Annotated in this window: 15 protein-coding genes; 6 read left to right on the top strand and 9 right to left on the bottom strand. The window is 72.9% G+C overall.

Annotated features, from left to right (window positions below; all coding sequences use genetic code 11):
* Positions 1 to 213 precede the first annotated feature (213 nt).
* The gene (locus AB0C87_RS03105; protein WP_360576245.1) at positions 214 to 2,373 is read right to left on the bottom strand and encodes an MMPL family transporter; all 2,160 of its coding nucleotides are present in this window, start codon (positions 2,371 to 2,373) and stop codon (positions 214 to 216) included.
* Between the two features lie 155 nt (positions 2,374 to 2,528).
* Here AB0C87_RS03105 and AB0C87_RS03100 point away from each other — a divergent pair, with 155 nt between their 5' ends.
* The 3 genes from AB0C87_RS03100 to AB0C87_RS03090 all read left to right on the top strand — a co-directional run bounded on the left by AB0C87_RS03100 (position 2,529) and on the right by AB0C87_RS03090 (position 5,598).
* Positions 2,529 to 3,677, top strand: a complete 1,149-nt coding sequence (locus tag AB0C87_RS03100) for a cystathionine gamma-synthase (RefSeq protein WP_353834463.1) — start codon at positions 2,529 to 2,531, stop codon at positions 3,675 to 3,677.
* A gap of 134 nt (positions 3,678 to 3,811) precedes the next feature.
* On the top strand, positions 3,812 to 4,846 hold the full coding sequence (locus tag AB0C87_RS03095; protein ID WP_360576243.1) for an alpha/beta hydrolase fold domain-containing protein: 1,035 nt from the start codon (positions 3,812 to 3,814) through the stop codon (positions 4,844 to 4,846).
* Positions 4,847 to 5,052: 206 nt separating this feature from the next.
* The gene (locus AB0C87_RS03090; RefSeq protein ID WP_345176912.1) at positions 5,053 to 5,598 is read left to right on the top strand and encodes a hypothetical protein; all 546 of its coding nucleotides are present in this window, start codon (positions 5,053 to 5,055) and stop codon (positions 5,596 to 5,598) included.
* A gap of 15 nt (positions 5,599 to 5,613) precedes the next feature.
* On the opposite strand, the gene AB0C87_RS03085 is transcribed toward AB0C87_RS03090, so the two are convergent.
* Together AB0C87_RS03085 and AB0C87_RS03080 are read right to left on the bottom strand one after the other, a co-directional pair.
* The gene (locus AB0C87_RS03085; protein WP_360576241.1) at positions 5,614 to 7,677 is read right to left on the bottom strand and encodes a hypothetical protein; all 2,064 of its coding nucleotides are present in this window, start codon (positions 7,675 to 7,677) and stop codon (positions 5,614 to 5,616) included.
* Positions 7,678 to 7,714: 37 nt separating this feature from the next.
* Positions 7,715 to 9,106 carry a sigma 54-interacting transcriptional regulator gene (locus tag AB0C87_RS03080; RefSeq protein ID WP_345177225.1) on the bottom strand — a complete coding sequence of 464 codons (1,392 nt, stop codon included), beginning with the start codon at positions 9,104 to 9,106 and terminating at the stop codon, positions 7,715 to 7,717.
* A 215-nt stretch (positions 9,107 to 9,321) separates the two neighbouring features.
* Here AB0C87_RS03080 and AB0C87_RS03075 point away from each other — a divergent pair, with 215 nt between their 5' ends.
* From AB0C87_RS03075 to ilvA, 3 genes are read left to right on the top strand one after another with little or no spacing between them, the layout of a single operon-like run.
* Positions 9,322 to 10,500, top strand: coding sequence for an FIST N-terminal domain-containing protein (locus tag AB0C87_RS03075; protein WP_345176917.1), 1,179 nt, complete (start codon positions 9,322 to 9,324; stop codon positions 10,498 to 10,500).
* Positions 10,497 to 11,441 (top strand): ROK family protein, encoded by a 945-nt coding sequence (locus AB0C87_RS03070; protein WP_345176918.1) that lies wholly within the window; start codon positions 10,497 to 10,499, stop codon positions 11,439 to 11,441. Before AB0C87_RS03075 ends, AB0C87_RS03070 begins: the two co-directional genes overlap by 4 nt.
* A gap of 23 nt (positions 11,442 to 11,464) precedes the next feature.
* Positions 11,465 to 12,754, top strand: a complete 1,290-nt coding sequence (ilvA, locus tag AB0C87_RS03065; protein WP_345176919.1) for a threonine ammonia-lyase — start codon at positions 11,465 to 11,467, stop codon at positions 12,752 to 12,754.
* 42 nt (positions 12,755 to 12,796) lie between these two features.
* Here ilvA and AB0C87_RS03060 read toward each other — a convergent pair whose 3' ends face one another.
* The 6 genes from AB0C87_RS03060 to hppD form a co-directional block, all read right to left on the bottom strand.
* Positions 12,797 to 14,218, bottom strand: a complete 1,422-nt coding sequence (locus AB0C87_RS03060; RefSeq protein WP_360576238.1) for a M1 family metallopeptidase — start codon at positions 14,216 to 14,218, stop codon at positions 12,797 to 12,799.
* Between the two features lie 137 nt (positions 14,219 to 14,355).
* Positions 14,356 to 15,831, bottom strand: coding sequence for a M1 family metallopeptidase (locus tag AB0C87_RS03055; protein WP_360576236.1), 1,476 nt, complete (start codon positions 15,829 to 15,831; stop codon positions 14,356 to 14,358).
* Between the two features lie 103 nt (positions 15,832 to 15,934).
* Positions 15,935 to 17,560: a M1 family aminopeptidase gene (locus AB0C87_RS03050; RefSeq protein ID WP_345177228.1), complete on the bottom strand. Its 1,626-nt coding sequence runs from the start codon at positions 17,558 to 17,560 to the stop codon at positions 15,935 to 15,937.
* 80 nt (positions 17,561 to 17,640) lie between these two features.
* The gene (locus tag AB0C87_RS03045) at positions 17,641 to 18,558 is read right to left on the bottom strand and encodes an RDD family protein (protein ID WP_345176925.1); all 918 of its coding nucleotides are present in this window, start codon (positions 18,556 to 18,558) and stop codon (positions 17,641 to 17,643) included.
* Between the two features lie 97 nt (positions 18,559 to 18,655).
* A complete protein-coding gene (locus AB0C87_RS03040; protein ID WP_360576234.1) occupies positions 18,656 to 19,459 on the bottom strand; it encodes an RDD family protein in 804 nt (267 codons plus the stop codon).
* Between the two features lie 133 nt (positions 19,460 to 19,592).
* A complete protein-coding gene (hppD, locus tag AB0C87_RS03035) occupies positions 19,593 to 20,684 on the bottom strand; it encodes a 4-hydroxyphenylpyruvate dioxygenase (RefSeq protein WP_360576232.1) in 1,092 nt (363 codons plus the stop codon).
* Positions 20,685 to 20,807 lie beyond the last annotated feature (123 nt).

The raw sequence follows: 20,807 nt of genomic DNA, 5'->3' as shown, positions 1-20,807 counted from the left end.
GGTCGCGGGGGGCGGGGCCCCAGGCGCCGAGGGGGCCGCGCGGCGCCGCCCCCCCCGGCCCGGCGGGCGCGGGGGGGGGTGTCGGTCGCGGGCGTGCGGCGCTTTTTTGCTTTACCCCCCGGCCCCCCGGCCGTTCAGGTGTCGGGTCGCGGGGCCCGGCCGGTGGGCGGCGTTATGGGCCGGCCCCCGCGACCCGACGTCTCGGGGGCGCCGCTAGCCGCGGTGCCCGGTCGGGGCGAAGTCCTCCCGCGTGTCGTTCGCACGCGGCTGCTTCTTCGGCTCGTCGCCGTGGCCCGGCCACCAGGCCCGGTGGCCCAGCATCGCGGTCAGGCCCGGCACCAGGAAGGTGGACATCACGAAGGCCGACAGCGCGATGCCGATCGCCACCGAGAAGCCCATCTGCTGGAGCATCGAGACCGGCGCGAGCATCATCACCGAGAACGTGCCGGCCAGGATGAGGCCCGCCGCGGCGACCGTCGGGCCGCCGTGCTGGACGGCCAGCGCCGCCGCCTTCCGTGGCTCGTGGCCCTCCTTGGCCTCCTCGCGCAGCCGCGCCGTCATCAGGATGTTGTAGTCGGTCCCGATGGCCAGCACGAACAGGTAGAGGACGATCGGCAGCTGGAAGGTGACGCCGGCCTCGCCCATCGCGCCCTGGAAGACGTACACCGCGGAGCCGAGCGTCGCCGCGAAGCCCAGCAGGACGGCCACGACCAGGTAGAGCGGCGCGACCACCGACCTCAGCAGCAGCGCCAGGATCAGCGCGATCAGTACCGCCGCCACCGGCAGGATCACCGACAGGTCGCGGTTGTTGACCGTGTTGATGTCGGAGAAGATCGCCGTCGGTCCGCCGACGTAGGTGCGGGTGCCCTCCGGCGCCGCCTTGTGCACGGCGGGCGTCAGGTCGTCCTTGACCAGGCTGATCGCCTTGTTGGACGCGGGGTTGAGCTTCAGCACCAGGTCGACCCGGGCCACGGTCTTGTCCTGGCCGGGGACGGGCGGCTGCACCCTGCCGACGCCGGGCGCGTTCTCGACGGCCTTGCTGAACGCCTGGGTCTGCTGCTGGCTGACCGGCTGCCCGTTCTGGCTCTTGATGAACACCTGGACCGGGGTGGTCAGGCCGGGCGGGAAGCCCTTCTCCATGTCCTTGGTCGCCTGCGCGGACTCGGTGTCCTGCGGGAAGCCGGCCGCGAAGTCGTAGTCGGCCTTGAAACCGAGGGTGCCGAGCGCCAGCACGACCAGGACGAGCCCGGACGCCGCCGCGGCGAGCGCGGGGCGCTTGCCGACGCCGCGGCCGATGGCCGTGGAGAACCTGTCCTTCGGCTGCTTCTTCCACGCCTTGGACGGCCAGAAGACGGCGGTGCCGAGCAGCGAGACGAGCGCGGGGAACAGCGTCAGCGAGGTGATGCCCATCACGACGACGGCGATGGCCAGGGACGGGCCCCAGGCGCTGAAGACGCCGAACGTCGCGAGCAGCAGGACCAGGAACGTCACGGCGATGGCGGCGGCGGCCGAGGAGATGACCTCGCCGACCCGCTCCACCGCGGTGATCATCGCGGTCTTCTTGTCGTCGCCGGCCCGCAGCCGCTCGCGGAACCGGAACATCAGGAACAGGTAGTAGTCGGCGCCGATGCCGAAGAGCACGATCAGGATGATGGTGCTGAGGCTGTCGTCGCCGGAGAATCCGAAGATCTTCGAGGCCGTGCCGATCAGGCCCATCGCGACCTGCATGGTCACGGTGATGACGACGATCGGCAGGATCGCCGCCAGCGGGGCCCGGAAGATCAGCAGGATCAGGCCGATGATCAGCACGAAGGTGGCGATGCCGACGATCTCGAAGGACTTGTTGAAGGAGTCCTCGTTGTCGACGAAGCCGGCGACGTCACCGCCGACCTTGGCCTCCATCCCGCTGCCCTTCAGCAGGGTGGGCAGGTCCTTGCGTATCTGCTTGACCGCCTCGCCCTGCTTCTTGCTGTCGTCCATCGAGGTGCCCTTCATCGGCACCATGACCACCTGGACGGCCTTGTTGGGCGCCAGGGCCTGCGGGCCGGTGGCGAAGCCGAGGACGGTCGGCGGCTTCTTGGCGTTCAGCGACTTGGCGGCCTCGTTCACCTTGGCGCTGTCCTGCGCCGTCAGCGGCCGGCCGTCCGAGCGCTTCACCACGATCAGCGAGGAGGTGTCCTCCTGCTGAGGGAAGGCCTTTTCGGCGATCTTGAGCGCCTGCACCGACTCGTACTTCGAGGGCAGGAAGTCGCCCTGGTCGGACTCGGTGGTGAGCTTGGGGGAGAGGGCGATGATGAGAACCGCGGCGACGAGCCAGGCCACGATCGTCCACCACGGGTGTCTCACGACGAAGCGCGCGAGCCGAGCGAACATGGGGGCTTCCTTAATTCACGGTCGTAGGGATACCCGTAAAACAGTAGAGACCGGACACCGCGCAGGGGTCACCCGCAGCGCCGAAATGCGGGGTGATACCTCCGGGGGAGACTCTCCTCCTCTAGGAGGGGCGGGGAGTGGATAGCCTCGTACCCATGGACAACGAGGTTCAACGGGGGTTCGAGACCCTGGCCATCCATGCCGGGCAGGAGCCCGACCCGGTCACCGGCGCGGTCGTGCCGCCGATCTACCAGGTCTCGACGTACAAGCAGGACGGCATCGGGGGGCTGCGCGGCGGCTACGAGTACTCCCGGTCGGCCAATCCGACGCGTACCGCGCTGGAGGTATGCCTGGCCGAGACGGAGGGCGGCGCGCGGGGGCTGGCGTTCGCCTCCGGGCTCGCCGCCGAGGACGCGCTGCTGCGCACGGTCTGCAAGCCCGGCGCCCACGTCATCGTCCCCAACGACGCCTACGGCGGGACGTACCGGCTGTTCGCGAAGGTCGCCCAGCCGTGGGGCGTCGAGTTCGACCCGGTGCCGCTCGGCGACATCGCCGCGGTGCGGGCGGCGGTGCGACCCGACACCAAGATCATCTGGGTGGAGACGCCCACCAACCCGCTGCTCGGCGTCGCCGACATCGCGGCCCTGGCCGCCGTCGCCCGCGACGCCGGCGCGCTGCTGGCCGTCGACAACACCTTCGCCTCCCCCTACCTGCAGCGGCCGCTGGAGCTCGGGGCGGACGTCGTCGTCCACTCCACCACCAAGTACATCGGCGGGCACTCCGACGTCGTCGGGGGCGCGCTGATCGCCGCGGACGCGGACCTCGGGGAGCGGCTGGCGTTCCACCAGAACGCGATGGGCGCCGTCGCGGGCCCGTTCGACGCCTGGCTCACCCTGCGCGGGATCAAGACCCTCGGCGTGCGGATGGACCGGCACTGCGCCAACGCGGAGCGGGTCGCGGAGCTGCTGACGCGGCACCCGTCCGTCCGGCAGGTCCTCTACCCGGGGCTGCCCGACCACCCGGGCCACGAGATCGCCGCCAAGCAGATGAAGGCGTTCGGCGGCATGGTCTCGTTCCGGATGGAGTCGGAGGAGGCCGCCGTCCGGGTCTGCGAGCGGACGAAGCTGTTCACGCTCGGCGAGTCGCTCGGCGGCGTCGAGTCGCTGATCGAGCACCCGGGGCGGATGACGCACGCCTCGGCGGCCGGGTCGCCGCTGGAAGTGCCCGCCGACCTGGTGCGACTGTCGGTCGGCATCGAGGACGCAGCCGACCTGCTCCGCGATCTGGAGCAGGCGCTTTCCTGAGAATCGGCTGACCATTCCCCACCGGACTTGATCAAAACATCTATACTCGGCGCGCCAGGTTCGTGAAGAAAGGGCCCGGGGTGCGCAAAGTACTGGTCTGTGGGGCGGCGTTCGCCGCGACGTGTGTCTCCGCCGTGACCGTTCCCGTGGGAGCCCACGCGAACGAGCCGGCGCCGACGCCCAGCGTGTCCGTTCCGTCCGTGCCGACCGAGTCGCCGGCGGGGACCCCCTCCGGCGCGCCGGAGACCGGGGCCCCCGGCACCGGGTCGCCGTCGGCGCCGTCCGCGACGCCGACGGAGGGCGGCCCCGCCGGCGCGGACGGGGAGCCGGACGGCACCGTCACCGCGCAGGCGGTCATGGTGACGCCGCAGCTCCCGCTGTTCCGCACCTACGCCTACGGCAAGCTGCCCGCCCAGAAGATCGACGCCTACTGGCGCAAGCCGGGCCCGCGCGCCACGCCCCGCCCGGCCGTGCTGCTCCTGCACGGCGGCTACTGGCTGGAGGGCGACAAGGGCGGCGGCTGGAAGTACTTCGCGCGCCGGCTGACCGAGCAGGGCTTCGTCGTGCTGTCGGCCAACTACCGGCTCGCGCCCAAGGCGCAGTGGCCCGCCCAGCGCGACGACGCCATGGCGGCCCTCGACTTCATCAAGAAGCACGCCCAGGTGTGGAACGTCGACCCGAACCGCGTCGCGGTCATGGGCTCGTCGGCCGGCGGGCACCTCGCGACGCAGCTCGGCACGCTCGGGACGGGCACCCGCCAGGTCCGCGGCGTGGTCGCGCTGTCCCCGCCGAACAACCCCTTCCTGGCCTTCCAGGACGGCGCGAAGCCGGACGCCACGTTCACCAAGCGCAAGCTGCGGCGGGCCGTGGTCGGCCTCGTCCACTGCGAGCCCGGTGTCACCGCCGACCCGGACTGCTGGACGAAGCTGGACGACGCCAGCACCGTCACGCACGTCTCCGCGGGCGACGCCCCGATGCTGCTGATGCACGCCACCGGCGACTTCGTCCCCGTCACCCAGAGCACCGGGCTGGCGACCGCGCTGCGCGCCGCCGGCGTCCCGGCGACCGTCAAGACCGTCGAGGGCGACATGCACGCCTCGGACATGCTGGGCGACGAAGGCGTCTACCCGACCATCCTGGCCTGGCTCAAGAAGCGGCTGAACGCGTAGTTGGCGGTGCTCTCCTCCTTCGGGCCTGACGGCCCTCCATCGTCGAGCACCGCGGGCGATCGCTGGCATCGCTCCGGCTCGCCTGGCGGCTCGCTTCGCGATCAGGTTCTTGCTTCGCTCGAACCTGCCTTCGGACGCGATCGCAACCATTGAGGTCGTCGCGTGGTTGCGGTGAGGCTCGGGGCTGTGCGGACTAAGGTCGGCTCATGTCGACTTCGGACCGCATCCTGCTTCTTCTGCACATCGGGTTCGCGATCTTCACGCTGGGGCCGCTGACCGCCGCCACGATGTCCACGCCCCGCTACATCCGCAAGCGCGACGTGGTGGTGGTGCGTTACCTCCACCGGACCACCCAGATCTACGGGATCGGCACGCTCGGGATCTTCCTGATCGGGCTCGGGCTGGCCAAGGGCGACCTCGCCGAGGTGTGGCTGACGGTGTCGATGACGCTGTTCGTCGTCGCGCTGGTGCTGCTGCTGATCGTCGAGCGCGACCAGCGCAAGGCGGTGCACCTGCTGGAGGTCGCGGCGGCCGAGACGGCGGCCGCGCCGGTCCCGGTCCGTCCCCCCGCGGCCGAGGAGCCCGGGGAGGCCGAGGGCGGCGCGACGGAGGCCGAGGCCCCCGCCGCCGCGGGACCGGCGGCCGATACCGGCGAGATCGCCCAGGTGGAGCGGGGGCGGCTGGCCGCCATGTCCGGCGTCGTCGCGCTGATCTGGCTGGTGATCCTCGCCCTGATGGTCTGGAACGGCTGAGCCGGCCGAACGCGACTAAGCCCGCCTCACTCTGAGGTAGTCGCTGACGACGTACTCGCCCAGACGGTCGGCGTCGGGGGCGAAGACGCGGCCGCCGTTGCGCCTGGCGACCTCCTCCACGAACGAGACGAGCCGCCGGTCCTCGGCGAGCATGAAGAAGTTCATGGTGGCGCCGCGCCGGGTCATCTTGTCGACCTCGGCGAGGGTGAGCACGAGCGTGTCGGTGGACGGCGGGTAGTCGAACAGCGAACGGCCGTCCGGCCGCAGGTGCGCGGTGGGCTCGCCGTCGGTGACGACGAGGACGATCGGCTCGAAGTCGGGGTGCCGGTCCAGGTGCCGTCCGGCGATCATCAGGGCGTGGTGCAGGTTGGTGCCCTGCACCATGTCCCAGTCGAGGCCCGCCATCTCCGTCGGGTGCAGCACCCGCGCGTAGTTGGAGAAGCCGATGATCTGGATCGCGTCCTGCGGGAACTTGCTGGTCACGAGCGAGTGCAGGGCCAGCGTGGTCTGCTTGGCGGCCGCCCACGTCCCGCGCAGCACCATCGAGTAGGACAGGTCGACGAGCAGGCAGACGGCGGCGCCGGTGCGGCGCTCGGTCTCGTGCACCTCGAAGTCGTCGACGCTCAGCCGCACGCCGTCCGGGCGGCGCGCGCCGTTCCCGCCGGTCGTGCCCACGCGCTCGGTGACCTTCGCCCCCGCGGGCGGGGGGACGAGCCCGGCGGCGGGCTCCCCGGTCCCGGTCGCGGGGGTCCCGCGCTCCATGGCGCTGCGCCGGATCGCGTTGCTCACCGTCCGGACCACGTCGAGGGGCTGCTCGTCGCCGAACCGCCACTCGCGGCTGGAGCCGGTCAGCTCGCCCGCCTGTCCCGCGTCCCGCTGGTCGTGGTCGCCCTGGCGGCCGGACGCCAGCTGGGAGAACACCCGGCGCAGCGCGGTCTCGCCGAGCCGCCGCACCGCCTTCGGTGTCAGCTCCAGCTTGCCGCGCCGCCGCTGCAGGTAGCCCTGCCGCTCCAGCTCGGCCTCGATGCGGCGCAGCGCGGCGAGGTCGTCGACGGCCTGCCGGCCGAGGGCCCGCCGGACGGCGTCCTCGTCGATGTCGTCGAGCCGCGCGCCCGGGTAGTCCTGCCCGAGTGCCGCCTCCAGCTCGCTGAGGTCGGCCAGCTCCGCCAGCGCGGTCGTGGCGTCGCCCACGCCGAGCGGGTTCTCGCCGGTCATCTGCTCGGGCTGCCCCCAGCCGAGGTCGGGGCGGCGGGCCCGCAGCGCGTCGCCGAGCCGGGTCATCTCCATGGCGAGGCCCGCGTCCTGCATGGCCTGCTCCATGAGCCCGGCCAGCTCGGCGCGCTGCTCGGGGCTGAGCGAGGCGAGCAGCCGGTCCATCGCGGCGGCGCGGCGGGCCAGCGAGTCGACCAGCTCTTCGAGGTTCTGCGGATCGTCGGGGAACATGTCCCCGTACTCGTTCATGAACCGGTCGAAGTCGTCCTGGGTGTGCTCGCCGCGCGCGTCCCGCTCCAGCATCGCGTTGAGGTCGGCCATCATGTCCTTGACCCGCTGCATGGCGGCCGGGTCCTGGTTCTCCAGGGCCTGCTTCATGCCCTGGAACTGCGCGTCGAGGACCTCGCGGCGCAGCAGGTCCTTCAGCTGCTCGAAGGTGCGGCGGGCGGCGGCGGAGCGCCAGTCGTAGTCCGACAGCCGCCGGATCGCCTGCGAGGTGTCGGACGGCAGCGTGTCGAGCTCCGCCTCGCGCAGCCTGGCGTCGTCGCCCGGGTCGGGGAACAGCTCGGCCCGCTCCTGCCCGATCGCGGTGTCCAGCAGCGCGCGGGCCTGCTCCAGCGTCCCGTCGAGACGGCCCCGGTCGCGCAGCGCGCGGCGCCGCTCCCGGACCTGGCGGAGCATGTCGTCGAGGCCCCGGCGGTTCTGGGCGCCGGGCAGGCCGCGGCGCAGCAGCTCGCGGAGCGCGTCGTCGGGCCGGGCTCCGTCCAGCACCGAGTCGCCCACGGCGTCCAGCGCGTCGCGGACGTCGTAGGGCGGCGCGAGCGGGTCGGGCCCGTCCTCGTAGGCGCCGTAGCGGTATCGGCTCATCGAATCCCCTTGCGCGTGGACACCTCGGGACGCGGCGTCACGTCCGGTACGTCGCCGTCCCGTCGGAGCGTCCCTCGGCGACGTCCTTGGAGAGCCGCCGGGTGAGGAACAGGCCCTCCAGGGCGAACTCGATCGCCGCCGCGGCCTGCCCGGGGGACTCCCCGCTCATGCCGAGCCTTTCCATGATCTTGGCGAGGCCGGGCACGTGGCCGGTGCGGCGCAGCAGCTCGCGCGCCGGAACCAGCTCGCCCGACTCCACGCTCTCCCCGGAGTCGAACTTGTCGAGCAGGCCGGTGAGGTCGGCGGCGCCGAGCGTGCGGCGGTAGGTCTCGGCGACCGCGCGGCGCAGCAGGTGCTCCAGCACCTCCTGCTCGCGGCCCTCCTCGCTGACCTCGAACTCCACCTTGCCCATCAGCGACGGCACCACGGCCGGCAGGTCGCAGACCCGCGCGACGGCGTTCTCCTCGCCGGTGAGCGCCGCGCGGCGCACCGCGCCCGCGGCGACGGTCTCGGCGCCCGCGAGCGCGAACCGCGCCGAGACGCCCGACCGGGCGTCCACCGCCGTCGACTCGCGGACGAGCCGGGTGAACCTCCCGATCACCTCGATCATGTGGTCGGGCACCTCGGCGGGCAGTCCGCCGAGGTCGGCGAAGTCGGCCTCCTGGCGGATCAGCGCGAGCTCGGCGTCCAGTTCGAGGGGGTAGTGGGTGCGGATCTCGGCGCCGAAGCGGTCCTTCAGCGGGGTGATGATCCGGCCGCGGTTGGTGTAGTCCTCGGGGTTGGCGGACGCGACGAGCAGCACGTCGAGCGGCAGCCGCAGCGCGTAGCCGCGGACCTGGACGTCGCGCTCCTCCAGCACGTTCAGCAGCGCGACCTGGATCCGCTCGGCGAGGTCGGGCAGCTCGTTGATGGAGAAGATCCCGCGGTTGGTGCGGGGGACGAGCCCGAAGTGCACGGTCTCCGGGTCGCCGAGCGTGCGGCCCTCCGCCACCTTGATCGGGTCGACGTCGCCGATGAGGTCGCCGACGCTGGTGTCGGGCGTGGCGAGCTTCTCGCCGTAGCGGTCGTCGCGGTGCCTCCACTCGACCGGCAGCTCGTCGCCCAGCTCGCCGGCGAGCCGGCGGCACCGCACGCAGACCGGCGCGTACGGGTGGTCGTTGATCTCGCAGCCGGCCACCACCGGCGTCCACTCGTCCAGCAGGCCGACGAGGGTGCGGATCAGCCGCGTCTTGCCCTGCCCGCGCTCGCCGAGCAGCACCAGGTCGTGCCCGGCCAGCAGGGCGCGCTCCAGGTGGGGCAGGACGGTCTCGTCGAACCCGAGGATGCCGGGGAAGCGTGGTTCGCCGGATCTCAGCCGGTCGAGCAGGTTGCGCCGGATCTCGGCCTTGACGGGAAGCCGCACGTGGCCGCCGGCGCGCAGCGCGCCCAGGGTCGCCTCACGGGGTGCGGACTCGCCGGAGGAGGACTCGTGTGGTGTGGATGAACGCACGCGACCGACACTACGTCGCCGGTCCGCGCGATCGCACCCCCGCCGGGGATTCGCCCGTCCGATCCCGTCCCGCCGCTGTTTGGGTGGAACGGTCGCGGAGGGGGAGACTGGTGGTGTGAAGCGACCCGGCGAACGGAGTGAGGGAGGCGGCGCCGATGGCGCGATTCGGTGATGGCCTGGCCCTCGGACCCGATCTGTCCAGCGCCGCCGCGACGGCGGTCGAGCAGGCGCTCGCGCCGCTCAGCGCGGCGCCCGACCTGGTGTGCGTGTTCGTCACCGGCGACGACCCGGACCAGGTCGAGGAGGCCGCGCAGGCGGCGCAGCGCGCGGCCGGTCCGGCGCTGGTGCTGGGGTGCAGCGCGTCCGGCGTGATCGGGGCCGGGCGCGGGGTGGAGGAGCGGGGCGCGGTGAGCGCGTGGGCGGCGGTGCTGCCCGGCGCGCGTCTCGACCCGTTCCGGCTGGAGACGCTGAAGGGCGACGACCGGCTCATCGTGGTCGGCATGCCGGAGGCCCAGGACGACGACGTGGTCGGCGTGCTGCTGGCCGACCCGTACAGCTTCCCGGTGGACGCGTTCGTGGAGCGCTCGGACGAGGCGCTGCCCGGGCTGCCGCTGGTCGGCGGGCTGGCCGAGGGCAGCGGGCTCGGCGAGACCGGGCACGGCGAGGCGCGGCTGTTCGTCGGCGGCGAGGTCTACCGGGAGGGCGCGGTCGGCGTGGTGATCGGCGGGGCCGTCGCGGCCGCCACGGTGGTCAGCCAGGGCGCCCGCCCGATCGGCCCGGACATGGTGGTGACGAGGGCCGAGGAGAACGTCCTGTACGAGCTGGCGGGCGTGCCGGCGCTGGAGAAGCTGGAGCAGATCGTCCTCGGGCTGCCGGAGGAGGAGCAGGAGCTCGCCGGGCGCGGGCTGCTGATCGGCGTCGCGATGGACGAGTACGCCGACGAGCACGAGCACGGCGACTTCCTCGTGCGCGGCGTGGTGGGCGCCGACACCGACACCGGCGCCATCGCGATCGGCGACGTGGTGGACGTGGGGCGCACCGTCCGGTTCCAGGTCCGGGACGCGGGCGCCGCCGAGGAGGACCTCGCCGCGCTGCTGGAGCGGTTCGACCTCGCGCCGGTCGAGGGCGCGCTGCTGATCTCCTGCAACGGCCGGGGGCAGGCGATGTTCCCCGACTCCGACCACGACGCCAAGGTGCTGGACCGCGCCTTCGGCCCCGCCGGGGTGGGCGGGTTCTTCGCGGCGGGGGAGATCGGCCCGGTCGCGGGGCGCAACCACGTGCACGGGTTCACCGCCTCGATCCTCGCGTTCGGCCGGGCCGAGGAGGGCGTTTGAGCGCCGTCCTCGCGGTGGACATCGGCGGCACGAAGCTCGCCGCCGCGCTGGTCGAGCCCGACGGGCGCGTCACCGCGCACGACCGGGCCCCGACCCCGAACGCCCCGGGCGTCGACGGCGAGGAGCTGTGGCGGGCGCTGGAGGCGCTGCTCGGCAAGCTCGCCGCGGACGCCGGGGACCCGCCCCTCACGGGCGTCGGGGTGGGCTGCGGCGGGCCGATGACCTGGCCGGCCGCCGAGGTGTCCCCGCTGAACATCCCGGCGTGGCGGGGCTTCCCGCTGCGCGAGCGGCTCCGCGCCCGGTACCCGGGCCTGCCCGTCCGCATCCACAACGACGCGGTCTGCGTCGCGATCGGCGAGCACTGGCTCGGCGCGGGGCGCGGGCACGACAACGTCCTCGGCATGGTGGTGTCCACGGGCGTCGGCGGCGGGCTCATGCTCGGCGGACGCCTGGTGAACGGCGCCAGCGGCAACGCCGGGCACATCGGGCACGTCATCGTCGAGCCCGACGGGCCGCCCTGCGGCTGCGGGGGCCGCGGCTGCCTGGAGGCGGTCGCGCGGGGCCCCGGGCTGGTCGCGTGGGCGCGGGAGCAGGGCTGGCGGCCCGGGAGCGCGGACGCCACCGGCGTGGAGCTGACCGAGGACGCCCGCCGCGGGGATCCGGTGGCGGGCGCGGCCATGCGCCGGGCGGGCCGCGCCCTCGGCATCGCGATCGCGTCCGCGACGCACCTGTGCGATCTGGAGGTCGCGGCGATCGGCGGCGGCCTGTCGCAGGCGGGGCGGCTGCTGTTCGACCCGCTGGAGGAGGCGTTCGGCGAGCACGCGCGGATGGAGTTCGCGCGGCGCCTGAGGATCGTCCCCGCCGAGCTCGGGCAGACCGCGGGCCTGGTCGGCGCCGCCGCCCTGGTCTACGCCCAAGATCGCTATTGGAGTGCCGGATAAGTCGGGCATGCAAGGATGAGCGCATGAGCGAAGCGGCCCGGGGGGTGTGGGGGGCCGGCCCCCCGCGAGCGAGGACGAGCGGCGCCGGTCCGGCCTCCGTCGGCGTCGACGACGTCCGCGCCGCCCGGGAGCTGCTGGGCGGGGTGGCCGTGCCGACGCCGCTGATCCCCTCCCGGGTGCTGTCGGAGCAGATCGGCGGGCCCGTCCTGCTGAAGTGCGAGAACCTGCAGCGCACCGGCTCCTTCAAGATCCGGGGCGCGTACGTGCGGATCGCCCGGCTGAGCGAGCGGGAGCGGGCGGGCGGCGTGGTCGCGGCGAGCGCGGGCAACCACGCGCAGGGCGTCGCCCTCGCCGCCTCGATGCTCGGCTGCAAGGCCACGGTGTTCATGCCGGTCGGCGCCCCTCTGCCGAAGATCGCCGCGACCCGCGGCTACGGCGCCGAGGTCGTCTTCCCCGGGCCGACCGTGGACGACTGCCTCGTCGCCGCGCAGGAGTACGCGGACGAGTGCGGCGCGGTCTTCATCCACCCGTTCGACCATCCCGACGTCGTCGCGGGGCAGGCCACGATCGGCCTGGAGGTCATGGAGCAGTGCCCGGAGGCGCGGACGATCGTGTCGCCGGTGGGCGGCGGCGGGCTGCTGGCCGGGGTCGCGGCGGCCGTGAAGGGCCTGGCGAAGGAGACCGGCGGCGGGGACGTCAAGCTCGTCGGCGCGCAGGCCAAGCGGGCCGCGGCGTTCCCGCCCTCGCTCGCGGCGGGCAGGCCCACCCAGATCGGGATCGAGCGCACGATGGCGGACGGCATCGCGGTCGGCCGTCCCGGCCGCCTGACCTACGCCATGTTCACCGAGCTGGTGGACGCCGTCGTCACCGTGACCGAGGAGTCGATCTCCCAGGCCCTGCTGCTCTGCCTCGAACGCGCGAAGCAGGTCGTGGAGCCCGCGGGCGCGGCGGGCGTCGCGGCCCTGCTGGAGCACGCCTACGCCGTCGAGCCGCCCGTCGTGGTGCTGCTGTCGGGCGGCAACATCGACCCGCTGCTGCTGTCGAAGGTGCTGCGGCACGGGCTCGCGGGCGCGGGGCGGTACCTGGTGGTGCGCTGCCGCCTGAAGGACCGCCCGGGCGCCCTGGTGACCCTGCTGAGCGAGCTGGCCGAGCTGGGGGTCAACGTCCTGGACGTCATGCACGAGCGGATGGCGGCCCGCCTCCACGTCGAGGAGGCCGAGGTGCTCATGCACCTGGAGACCCGCGGGGCCGACCACTCCGAGGACGTCATCGGCCGCCTGCGCGAGAAGGGCTACACCCTCACGCTGAGCTAGCGGCGCGCGGCCGGCTCGGCGTGAGGGTGCGGCGGGCCGGTCCTACAGGGACGGCTTGCCCTCGGAGTAGAGCCAGGCCTTGGCCCAGGTGTCCAGGTCCTTGCGGGAGAGGCGCTCGGCGAAGCGCACGAAGTCCTTCGTTGAGGCGTTGCCGTACCGGTGGGCCGCCGGCCACGCCTTCAGCAGCTCCGAGAACGCCCGCTCGCCGATCTTCGTGCGCAGCACGTGGACCGCCATCGCGCCACGGTCGTAGACGAGCCCGTCGAAAATGTGGTCGCGGCCCGGGTCGGCGACCCTGCCCGTCCACAGGCCGTCGCTCGCGGGCGTGGCGTAGGTGTCGTCGAACTGCTTCTGGACGGACGGGCCGCCGTGCGCCGCCCCGTACATCCACTCCGAGTACGTCGCGAAGCCCTCGTTCAGCCAGATGTCGGCCCACCTGGCCGGGGACACCGAGTCGCCGAACCACTGGTGGCCCAGCTCGTGCGCGAGCAGGCTGGTGCTCGGGATGCCGCCCGGACGGCGCCCGAGGTCGTACACGGGGCGGCCCTGCGTCTCCAGCGCGTAGCCGACGCCGGCCTTGACGACGATGCCGCCGGTCGAGGTGAACGGGTAGCGGCCGTAGAGCCCGTTCTGGAAGTCGGTGACCTCGGCGGTCTGGTCGTGGAACTTCTTCGCGTCCTCGGGCTTGATGGCCATGGCCCGGTCGGTGGCGGTCAGGTTGGGGATGCCCGCCTTCGTCCGTCCGGTGACCACGTCGTACCGGCCGATGGCGATCATGGCGAGTTCGCTGGCCATCGGGTTGCGGACGTCCCAGCGCGTGGTCGTCCAGCCGCCCGCGGTCCGCTTGCCGCGCGGGTCGCCGTTGGCGAGCGTGGTGAGGCCGCTCGGGGCCGTCAGCGTGTAGGTGTAGGTCGCCTTGTCGGTCGGGTGGTCGTTGACCGGGTAGACGGTGGCGGCGCCGAACGGCTGGTTCAGCATCACCGCGCCGTCGGGGGTCGGCACCCAGCCGGACACGCCCAGCGCGTCGTCGTTGATCGTCTGCGGAACGCCGGAGTACGCCACCGTCACGGTGAAGGCGCGGCGGTTCCGGATGCCCTTGCGCGGGGTGATGACCAGTTCCTGGGCGCCCGTCCGCGCGTAGGTCGCGTCGCGGCCGTCGACCTTCAGGGAAGAGATCTTCAGCGGGCCGAGGAAGTCGAGGTCGAACCGGGACAGGTTCTGCGTCGCCCGCGCCGTCACGCGGGTCACCGCCTGGATCCCCTTGGTCGCGGGATCGTATTTCAGCCCGATGTCGTAGTGGGCGACGTCGTAGCCGCCGTTGCCCATGTCGGGGAAGTAGGGGTCGCCCGCGCCGGGCGCCCCGGGGGTGAACCGCTCGGCGGCGCCGGCGGGCGCCGCGGTCACCGCGAGGCTCGCCGCGACGCCCAGCGTCACGGCCGCCAGCGCTCTGGGGGTTCTGCTCATCGACCTCGTCCTCGGTAGCGTCGGTGGACCGTCATGACCGCGCTCAAGACTTTCTCGTGGAGCGAGCCCGCACAAGCGCGATTTGGTATCGAATCTGCTTGTCAGGTGAGGTTTTTGTGGCTGGGCACCGCATTCGGTCACCAACTCAACGGTTTGGTCTTCGAATGGAGCCAGGTCTGGAACAGCGTCGTGAGCCTTTGGCCCGACACGCGTTCGGCCAGCGCGGTGAACTGCGGCGTCGTGGCGGTGGAGTGGCGGTGCTCGGCGGTCCACGTCCGCAGGATCGTGAAGAACGCCCTGTCGCCGACCCGCTCGCGGAGCGCCTGGAGCGTCATCGCGCCGCGGACGTAGACGGAGAAGCCGAACATCTTCGCGGCGCCCGGCGCTCCCGGCGGCGGGCTGAAGATCGGCGAGCTCGCGGGCAGCGCGTGGTACCGCTCGAAGATCTTCTTGGCCGAGTCCCGGCCGGTGCGCTCGCGCCACAGCCACTCGGCGTAGGTGGCGAAGCCCTCGTTCAGCCAGATGTCGCTCCAGTCGCGCAGCCCGACGCTGTCGCCGAACCACTGGTGGGCCATCTCGTGGACGATGAAGCCCTCGTCCGGCGCGAATCCGCCGTAGACGGGACGCTCCTGGGTTTCCAGGGCATAGCCCAGCTTCGGGTCGTCGACGATGCCGCCCGCCGTCGCGAACGGGTACGGGCCGAAGATCGGCGCCGCCCACCGCATCACCTTGACGGTGGTGCCCTCCAGCCGCCCGGCGGCCGACCGGAACGCCGGATCGACGGCCGTGATCACCGGGACGCCGTCCACCTCGGTCCGCCGCACGTCGAACCGCCCGATGGCCACCGTGGCCAGGTAGCTCGCCATCGGCGCGTCCTCGGCCCACTCGTAGGTGGCGGTCGCGGCGCCGGTGCGGACGGGGCCGGGCCGCCCGTTCGCAACGGCGCGCAGGCCCTTCGGGACGGTGATGTGGAACGCGTACGTGGCCTTGTCGCGGGGATGGTCGTTCACCGGCAGCCAGGTTGACGCGCCGTCCGGCTCGGAGGCGACGACCGCGCCGTCCTTGCTCGGGACCCACCCGTAGGCGCCGTAGGTCTTGTCCCCGACCGGCGACGGCCTGCCCGCGTACCGGACCGCGACCCGGAACGTCCGCCCGGCGCGGATCGGCTCGGCGGGCGTGATCACCAGCTCCCGGCCCGCGCGGCGGTGGCGCGCCTCCCGGCCGTCCACCGCGACGGCGGTGATCTGCGGGCCGCGGAAGTCGAGGTCGAGCGCCGACAGGTCCTGGGCGGCCGTCGCGGTGACGGTCACCGCCGCGTCGACCGCTCCGGTCCTGACGCCCGCGTAGGCCAGCGCGACGTCGTAGTGGACGACGTCGTAGCCTCCGTTGCCCGCCCCCTCGAAGTAGGGGTCGCCCAAGCCCGCCGCTCCCGGGGAGGGCGTGCCGCAGGCCGGCGACGGCGGTACGGCGGGCGGCAAGGGCTGTGGACAAGGTGCGGCCGCCCGCCGCTCCGCCGCGGCGCCCGGGTCCTCGGACGCGGACGCGGCGCCGGGCGACCCGATCAGGAACGCGACGGCGAAGGCCGCGGTCGTCCGCCGAGAAGGCCCGTTCATCAGGCCGATGCTGGTGGGCCGCCCGCCCCGCCGGGCCGGGAACCGGCCGGGCTTTCCGCGCTCCTTGCCGAGCCTTCACCCGTAGCGGACCGGGACCGCCCCGTCATTTGGACGGGCGGCCCCGCTGGTACAGCCAGTCGTCGAAGAACGCGTCCAGCTTCTTGCCCGACACCCGGTTCGCCGTCGCGATGAACTGCTTCGTCGTCCCGGAGGAGTGCCGGTGCTCCTTCGTCCAGGTCTGGAGGATCTTGTAGAACACGTCCTCGCCCACCCGGGCGCGCAGCGCGACCAGCGTCATGCCGCCCCGGTCGTACACCGACCGGCCGAACATCTGCTTGCGCCCCGGGTCGCCGGGCGGGACGTCCCACAGCTCCTGGCCGCCGACGCCGTTGTAGGCCTCGTCGAAGTGCTGCTGCACCGTCTGGCCGCCGGTCTTCTCGTCCCACAGCCACTCGGCGTAGGTCGCGAAGCCCTCGTTCAGCCAGATGTCCTGCCACCGCGACAGGCTGACGCTGTCGCCGAACCACTGGTGCGCCAGCTCGTGGGCGACGATCATCGGCTGGAGCCCGAACGCCCCGTACACCGGCCGCGTCTGCGTCTCCAGCGCGAAGCCGACGTCGGCGTTGTCGATCAGGCCGCCGGTCGAGGAGAACGGGTACGGGCCGAACAGCTTCGACCACTCGTCGACGACCCGGGCGTTCAGCTGGTGGAACTGGTCGATGTTCACGCCGGAGGTGGTCGCGTCCACAGCCGTGATGTTGGGGACGCCGCCGGCGGTCCTGCCCGTCCGCACCGAGAACCGGCCGACGTCGACCGTCGCCAGGTAGGTGGCCATCGGGTCCTTGACCCGCCACTTCGAGGTCGTCGTGGCGCCCGCCCCGGCGCGGTGGGCGACCGGCACGACGCCCGGTCCGTCCGTCGGCCCGGTGGTCGGGGGTTCGGTGGTCGGGAGTTCGGTGGGCGGCCCGCCCGGAAGGCCCGGCGGCGTTCCGGTGCCCGGCGCGCCGCCGCCGGAGGAGTCCTGCGGCGGCGAGTCCGGCTCGCCGTTGGCGATCGCCGTCAGCCCCTGCGGGACCGTGATCTCGAAGTCGAAGGTGGCCTTGTCGCTCGGATGGTCGTTGCTCGGGAACCAGGTGTGCGCGCCGCTCGGCTGGCACGCAACGAAGACGCCGTCGGACGTGCGGATCCAGCCGTACCGGCCGAGCACCGGGTCCGACACCGGCTGCGGCGTCCCCGAGTAGGCGACCACCGTGGTGAAGGTGCTGCCCTTCTCCAGGGGCTTGGCGGGCGTCACCTCCAGCTCGCCGCCGCCGCGCTGCTGCCGCGCGGGCGCGCCGTCCACCTTGATGGAGGACACGTCCAGGCCGGTCAGGTCGAGGTTGAACCGGGCGAGCCTCGCGGTCGCCCTGGCGGTGATCGTCGCGACGCCGTCGAGCTGCTTCGGGCCGTCCGGCGTGATGGTGAGCTTCAGCCCGTAGTGCTGGACGTCGTAGCCGCCGTTGCCGTTGCCCGGCACGTAGTCGTCGCCCGCGGTCGTCGGGCCCGCCGGGCCGTTCACCGCCGGACCCTTGGGTGAGCCGGACGCGCCCGGGTCGTCGAACGGGGTCTGGCAGGCCGCGGTCAGCGACCCCGCGATCGCCAGGGCTGCCAGCCCCGGAACGCCGCGCGACGCGGCGCCGCGGACGGCCCTCCGGCCGTTACGACGAGGACTGGGTGAGTTTCCGGCCATATGCACGCCGTCCAGCCTGCCCGGACGAGACCCCGCCCGGCAACTCGGACGGCGCCGGAACCCCCGCCTGCGGGGCGATGTCAGCGATGGGAGTAGGGATTGGGCCGGTGCGGGTCGGCCTTCACGACGACGGTCTGCGCCACCTTGCAGTGCAGCGCCTGCTTGCGCTGGTCCCAGAGGATCCACGCGACGTCGATCAGGCCGATGCACCCGCAGACGCCGCCGAGCACGCTGTAGAACGCGGAGCGCCCCGCGGCCTGGCCCGTGGTGATCGCCTGCCCGTCGTCGGCCCGGACGACCCGCGTCCGCACCAGCATCTTCCCGAGCGTCTGCCCCCACTTCGCGTGCATCAGCCAGAAGTAGAAGAAGGCCAGCACGACGCTGATCGCGTTCGTCCCCACCCGGGCGCCGTCGTACATGGAGGTGCCCGGCTCAGGGTTGACGACGTTGTTCCAGTTGACGAACGGGATCGAGATCAGGCCCGTCACGATGCCGATGATGACGAGGTCGACGATGCCCCCGCCGAGCCGCGCCCAGCGGCTCGCCAGCTCCCCGGAGGGATGCGCGTACCCGCCCGCCCCGTAGCCGGGGTGCGGCTGCCCGTATCCCGGCTGGGCGCCGTACGGCTGCTGCTGCCACTGGCCCTGCTCACCGTACGGCTGCTGCCCGTACTGCTGTTGCTGTCCGTACTGCTGCTGCTCGCCGTAGGGCTGCTGCCCCCACTGCTGCCCGCCCCACTGCTGCTCCCCGTAGGGCTGCTGGCCGTACCCCTGCTGTTCGTACCCCTGCTGGCCGCCGGGTGGCTGCTGCCCTCCGTGCGGTGGCTGCTCGCCGTAGGGAGGCTGCTCGCCGTATGGGGGCCGCTGTTCCTGGGGCGGTTCCCCGTACGGCTGCCGGCCGCCGTAGGGGCCCGGCCGGCCGGGCTGCTCCTGCTCCCCGTGCGGCCGGTCGTCTTCTGGCTCTCGCCCGGACGCGGGGTCGTGCGGCGGTTGCGTCATGCCGTGAGGGTCGCCGCGTCACCGCGGGCCAACCCTGCCGCGCCCGGGTGGAGCCGGAATGTTTACCCCCGCGTGGCCGGCCCTTGCCGGGCCGGGATCAGGACGGGTCCCGCTCGCGGGCGTAGGGGTTCGGCGTCCACGGCGTCGCCTTCACCACCACCGTCCCGGCCACCTTGTCGTGCAGCGCCTGGCGCCGTTCGTCCCACAGGATCCAGGCGTTGTCGAGCAGGCCGACGAGGCCGAGGATCCCCGCGACGGGCGTGAGGAGGTTCAGCGCCCCCGTCGTGATGCTGATGGCGTAGACGAACGCCTGCCTGCCGAGCGCCTGCCCCCAGCTCACCGCCGACAGGTCGGAGGCTCGCACCAGCCGGATGCCGAACGCCTTCTTGCCGAGCGTCTGCCCCCACCGGGCGTGCAGGACGGTGAAGTACGCGAAGCCCAGCAGGAACGCGATCGCGTACCCGGTGAGCAGGCGCGGGATGTTGTAGAGGTCCAGCGGGTTCGTCATCGTCTCGCCGGACTCAGCCATGTCCCGCACCCGGTCCCAGCGGATGGAGAACAGGACGGCCGGCGTCGCCGCGAAGCCGATGACGAAGCTGTCGAGGATTCCCGCGCCGAGCCGCAGGAGCCGTCCGGCGGTCATGTCCTGCGGGCCCTGCGGGCCCTGCGGGCCGGGGTGGTGGTAGCCGGGAGGGCCGTAGCCCGGTGCGGGCGGCGCCTGCGGCGGCGGGGCCCCGGGGTGGCCGTACCCCGTCCCGGGGACGGCCTGGGCCGGAGGCCCGCCGTACGAGCCCTGGTAGGGCGGCGGGCGTTCGGGGGTGGCGGGGGCCTCGCCCTGCGGCCGGTCAGGAGGTTGCCAGCCGCTGTCCGGCTTCGGGGTGTCCTGGGGTGGTTCGCTCATGGCCCCACAGTGTGCCGGGTGCGGGCGGCGCGCGGTCGCCCGGGCGGCGACCGGCCCCGGACGCGGGCGCGTCCGGGGCCGGTCCCCCGAGTCCGGGCGCCGCGGCGTCGAGGCTCGCCGCGGCGCCGCGGGGTCACAGGTTGCCGCGGCGCTCCTGCTCCCGCTCGATCGCCTCGAACAGCGCCTTGAAGTTGCCCTTGCCGAAGCCGAGCGAGCCGTGCCGCTCGATCAGCTCGAAGAACACCGTCGGGCGGTCCTGGACGGGCTTGGTGAAGATCTGCAGCAGGTAGCCGTCCTCGTCCCGGTCGACGAGGATCCGGCGCTTCTGCAGCTCCTCGATCGGCACCCGCACCTGGCCGATGCGCTCGCGCAGCTCCGGGTCCTCGTAGTAGGAGTCGGGGCTCTCCAGGAACTCCACGCCCGCGGCGCGCATCCGGTCGACCGACGCCAGGATGTCGCCCGTGGCGAGCGCGATGTGCTGGACGCCCGGCCCGCCGTAGAACTCCAGGTACTCGTCGATCTGCGACTTGCGCTTGCTCTCCGCGGGCTCGTTCAGGGGGAACTTCACCTTGCGGGTGCCGTCCGCGACGACCTTGGACATCAGCGCCGAGTACTCGGTCGCGATGTCGTCGCCGACGAACTCCGCCATGTCGGTGAAGCCCATGACGCGGTGGTAGAAGTCGGCCCACTCGTCCATGCGCTCGACGTTGCCGACGCAGTGGTCGATCGCCTGGAAGAACCGCTTGCCCACGGGCTCCACGACGGGCTCGGCGGGCTCGAACCCCGGCAGGTAGGGGCCGGTGTAGTTGGAGCGGTCGACCAGCGTGTGCCGGGTCTCGCCGTAGGTGGCGATCGCCGCGACCGTCACCTTCCCGAACCGGTCCTCCAGGACGTGCGGCTCCTCCAGCCCGGTGGCGCCCTTCGCGAGCGCGTGCCGGTAGGCGTGCTCGACGTCGGGCACCTCGATCGCGAGGTCCACCACGCCGTCGCCGTGCTCGGCGATGTGCTGCCCGATCTCGGTGCCGGCCTTCACCGGGCCGCGGAACACGAACCGGGCGCCGCCCGACTCCAGCACGTGCACCGCCTCGTCCGGGCTGCCGTTCTCCGGGCCCCGGTAGGCGACCCTGCGCATCCCGAACGCGGTCGAGTAGTAGTGGGCGGCCTGTTTGGCGTTGCCGACGGCGAAGACGACGGCGTCCATACCCTTGACCGGAAACTCATCCATGCCACCTAATCTCGACATACGCCTGCAAGGTGCGCAAGAGCGGGCGTAATCACTGGTCAATCTGTACAGTACAAACGTGATCTGACCGGTCGCTCTGTGCAGGGTGACCACGACCACAGGAGG

Source organism: Actinomadura sp. NPDC048021 (assembly GCF_040653135.1).
GTDB lineage: Bacteria > Actinomycetota > Actinomycetes > Streptosporangiales > Streptosporangiaceae > Spirillospora > Spirillospora verrucosospora.
This window is presented reverse-complemented; position numbering and strand designations above follow the sequence as displayed.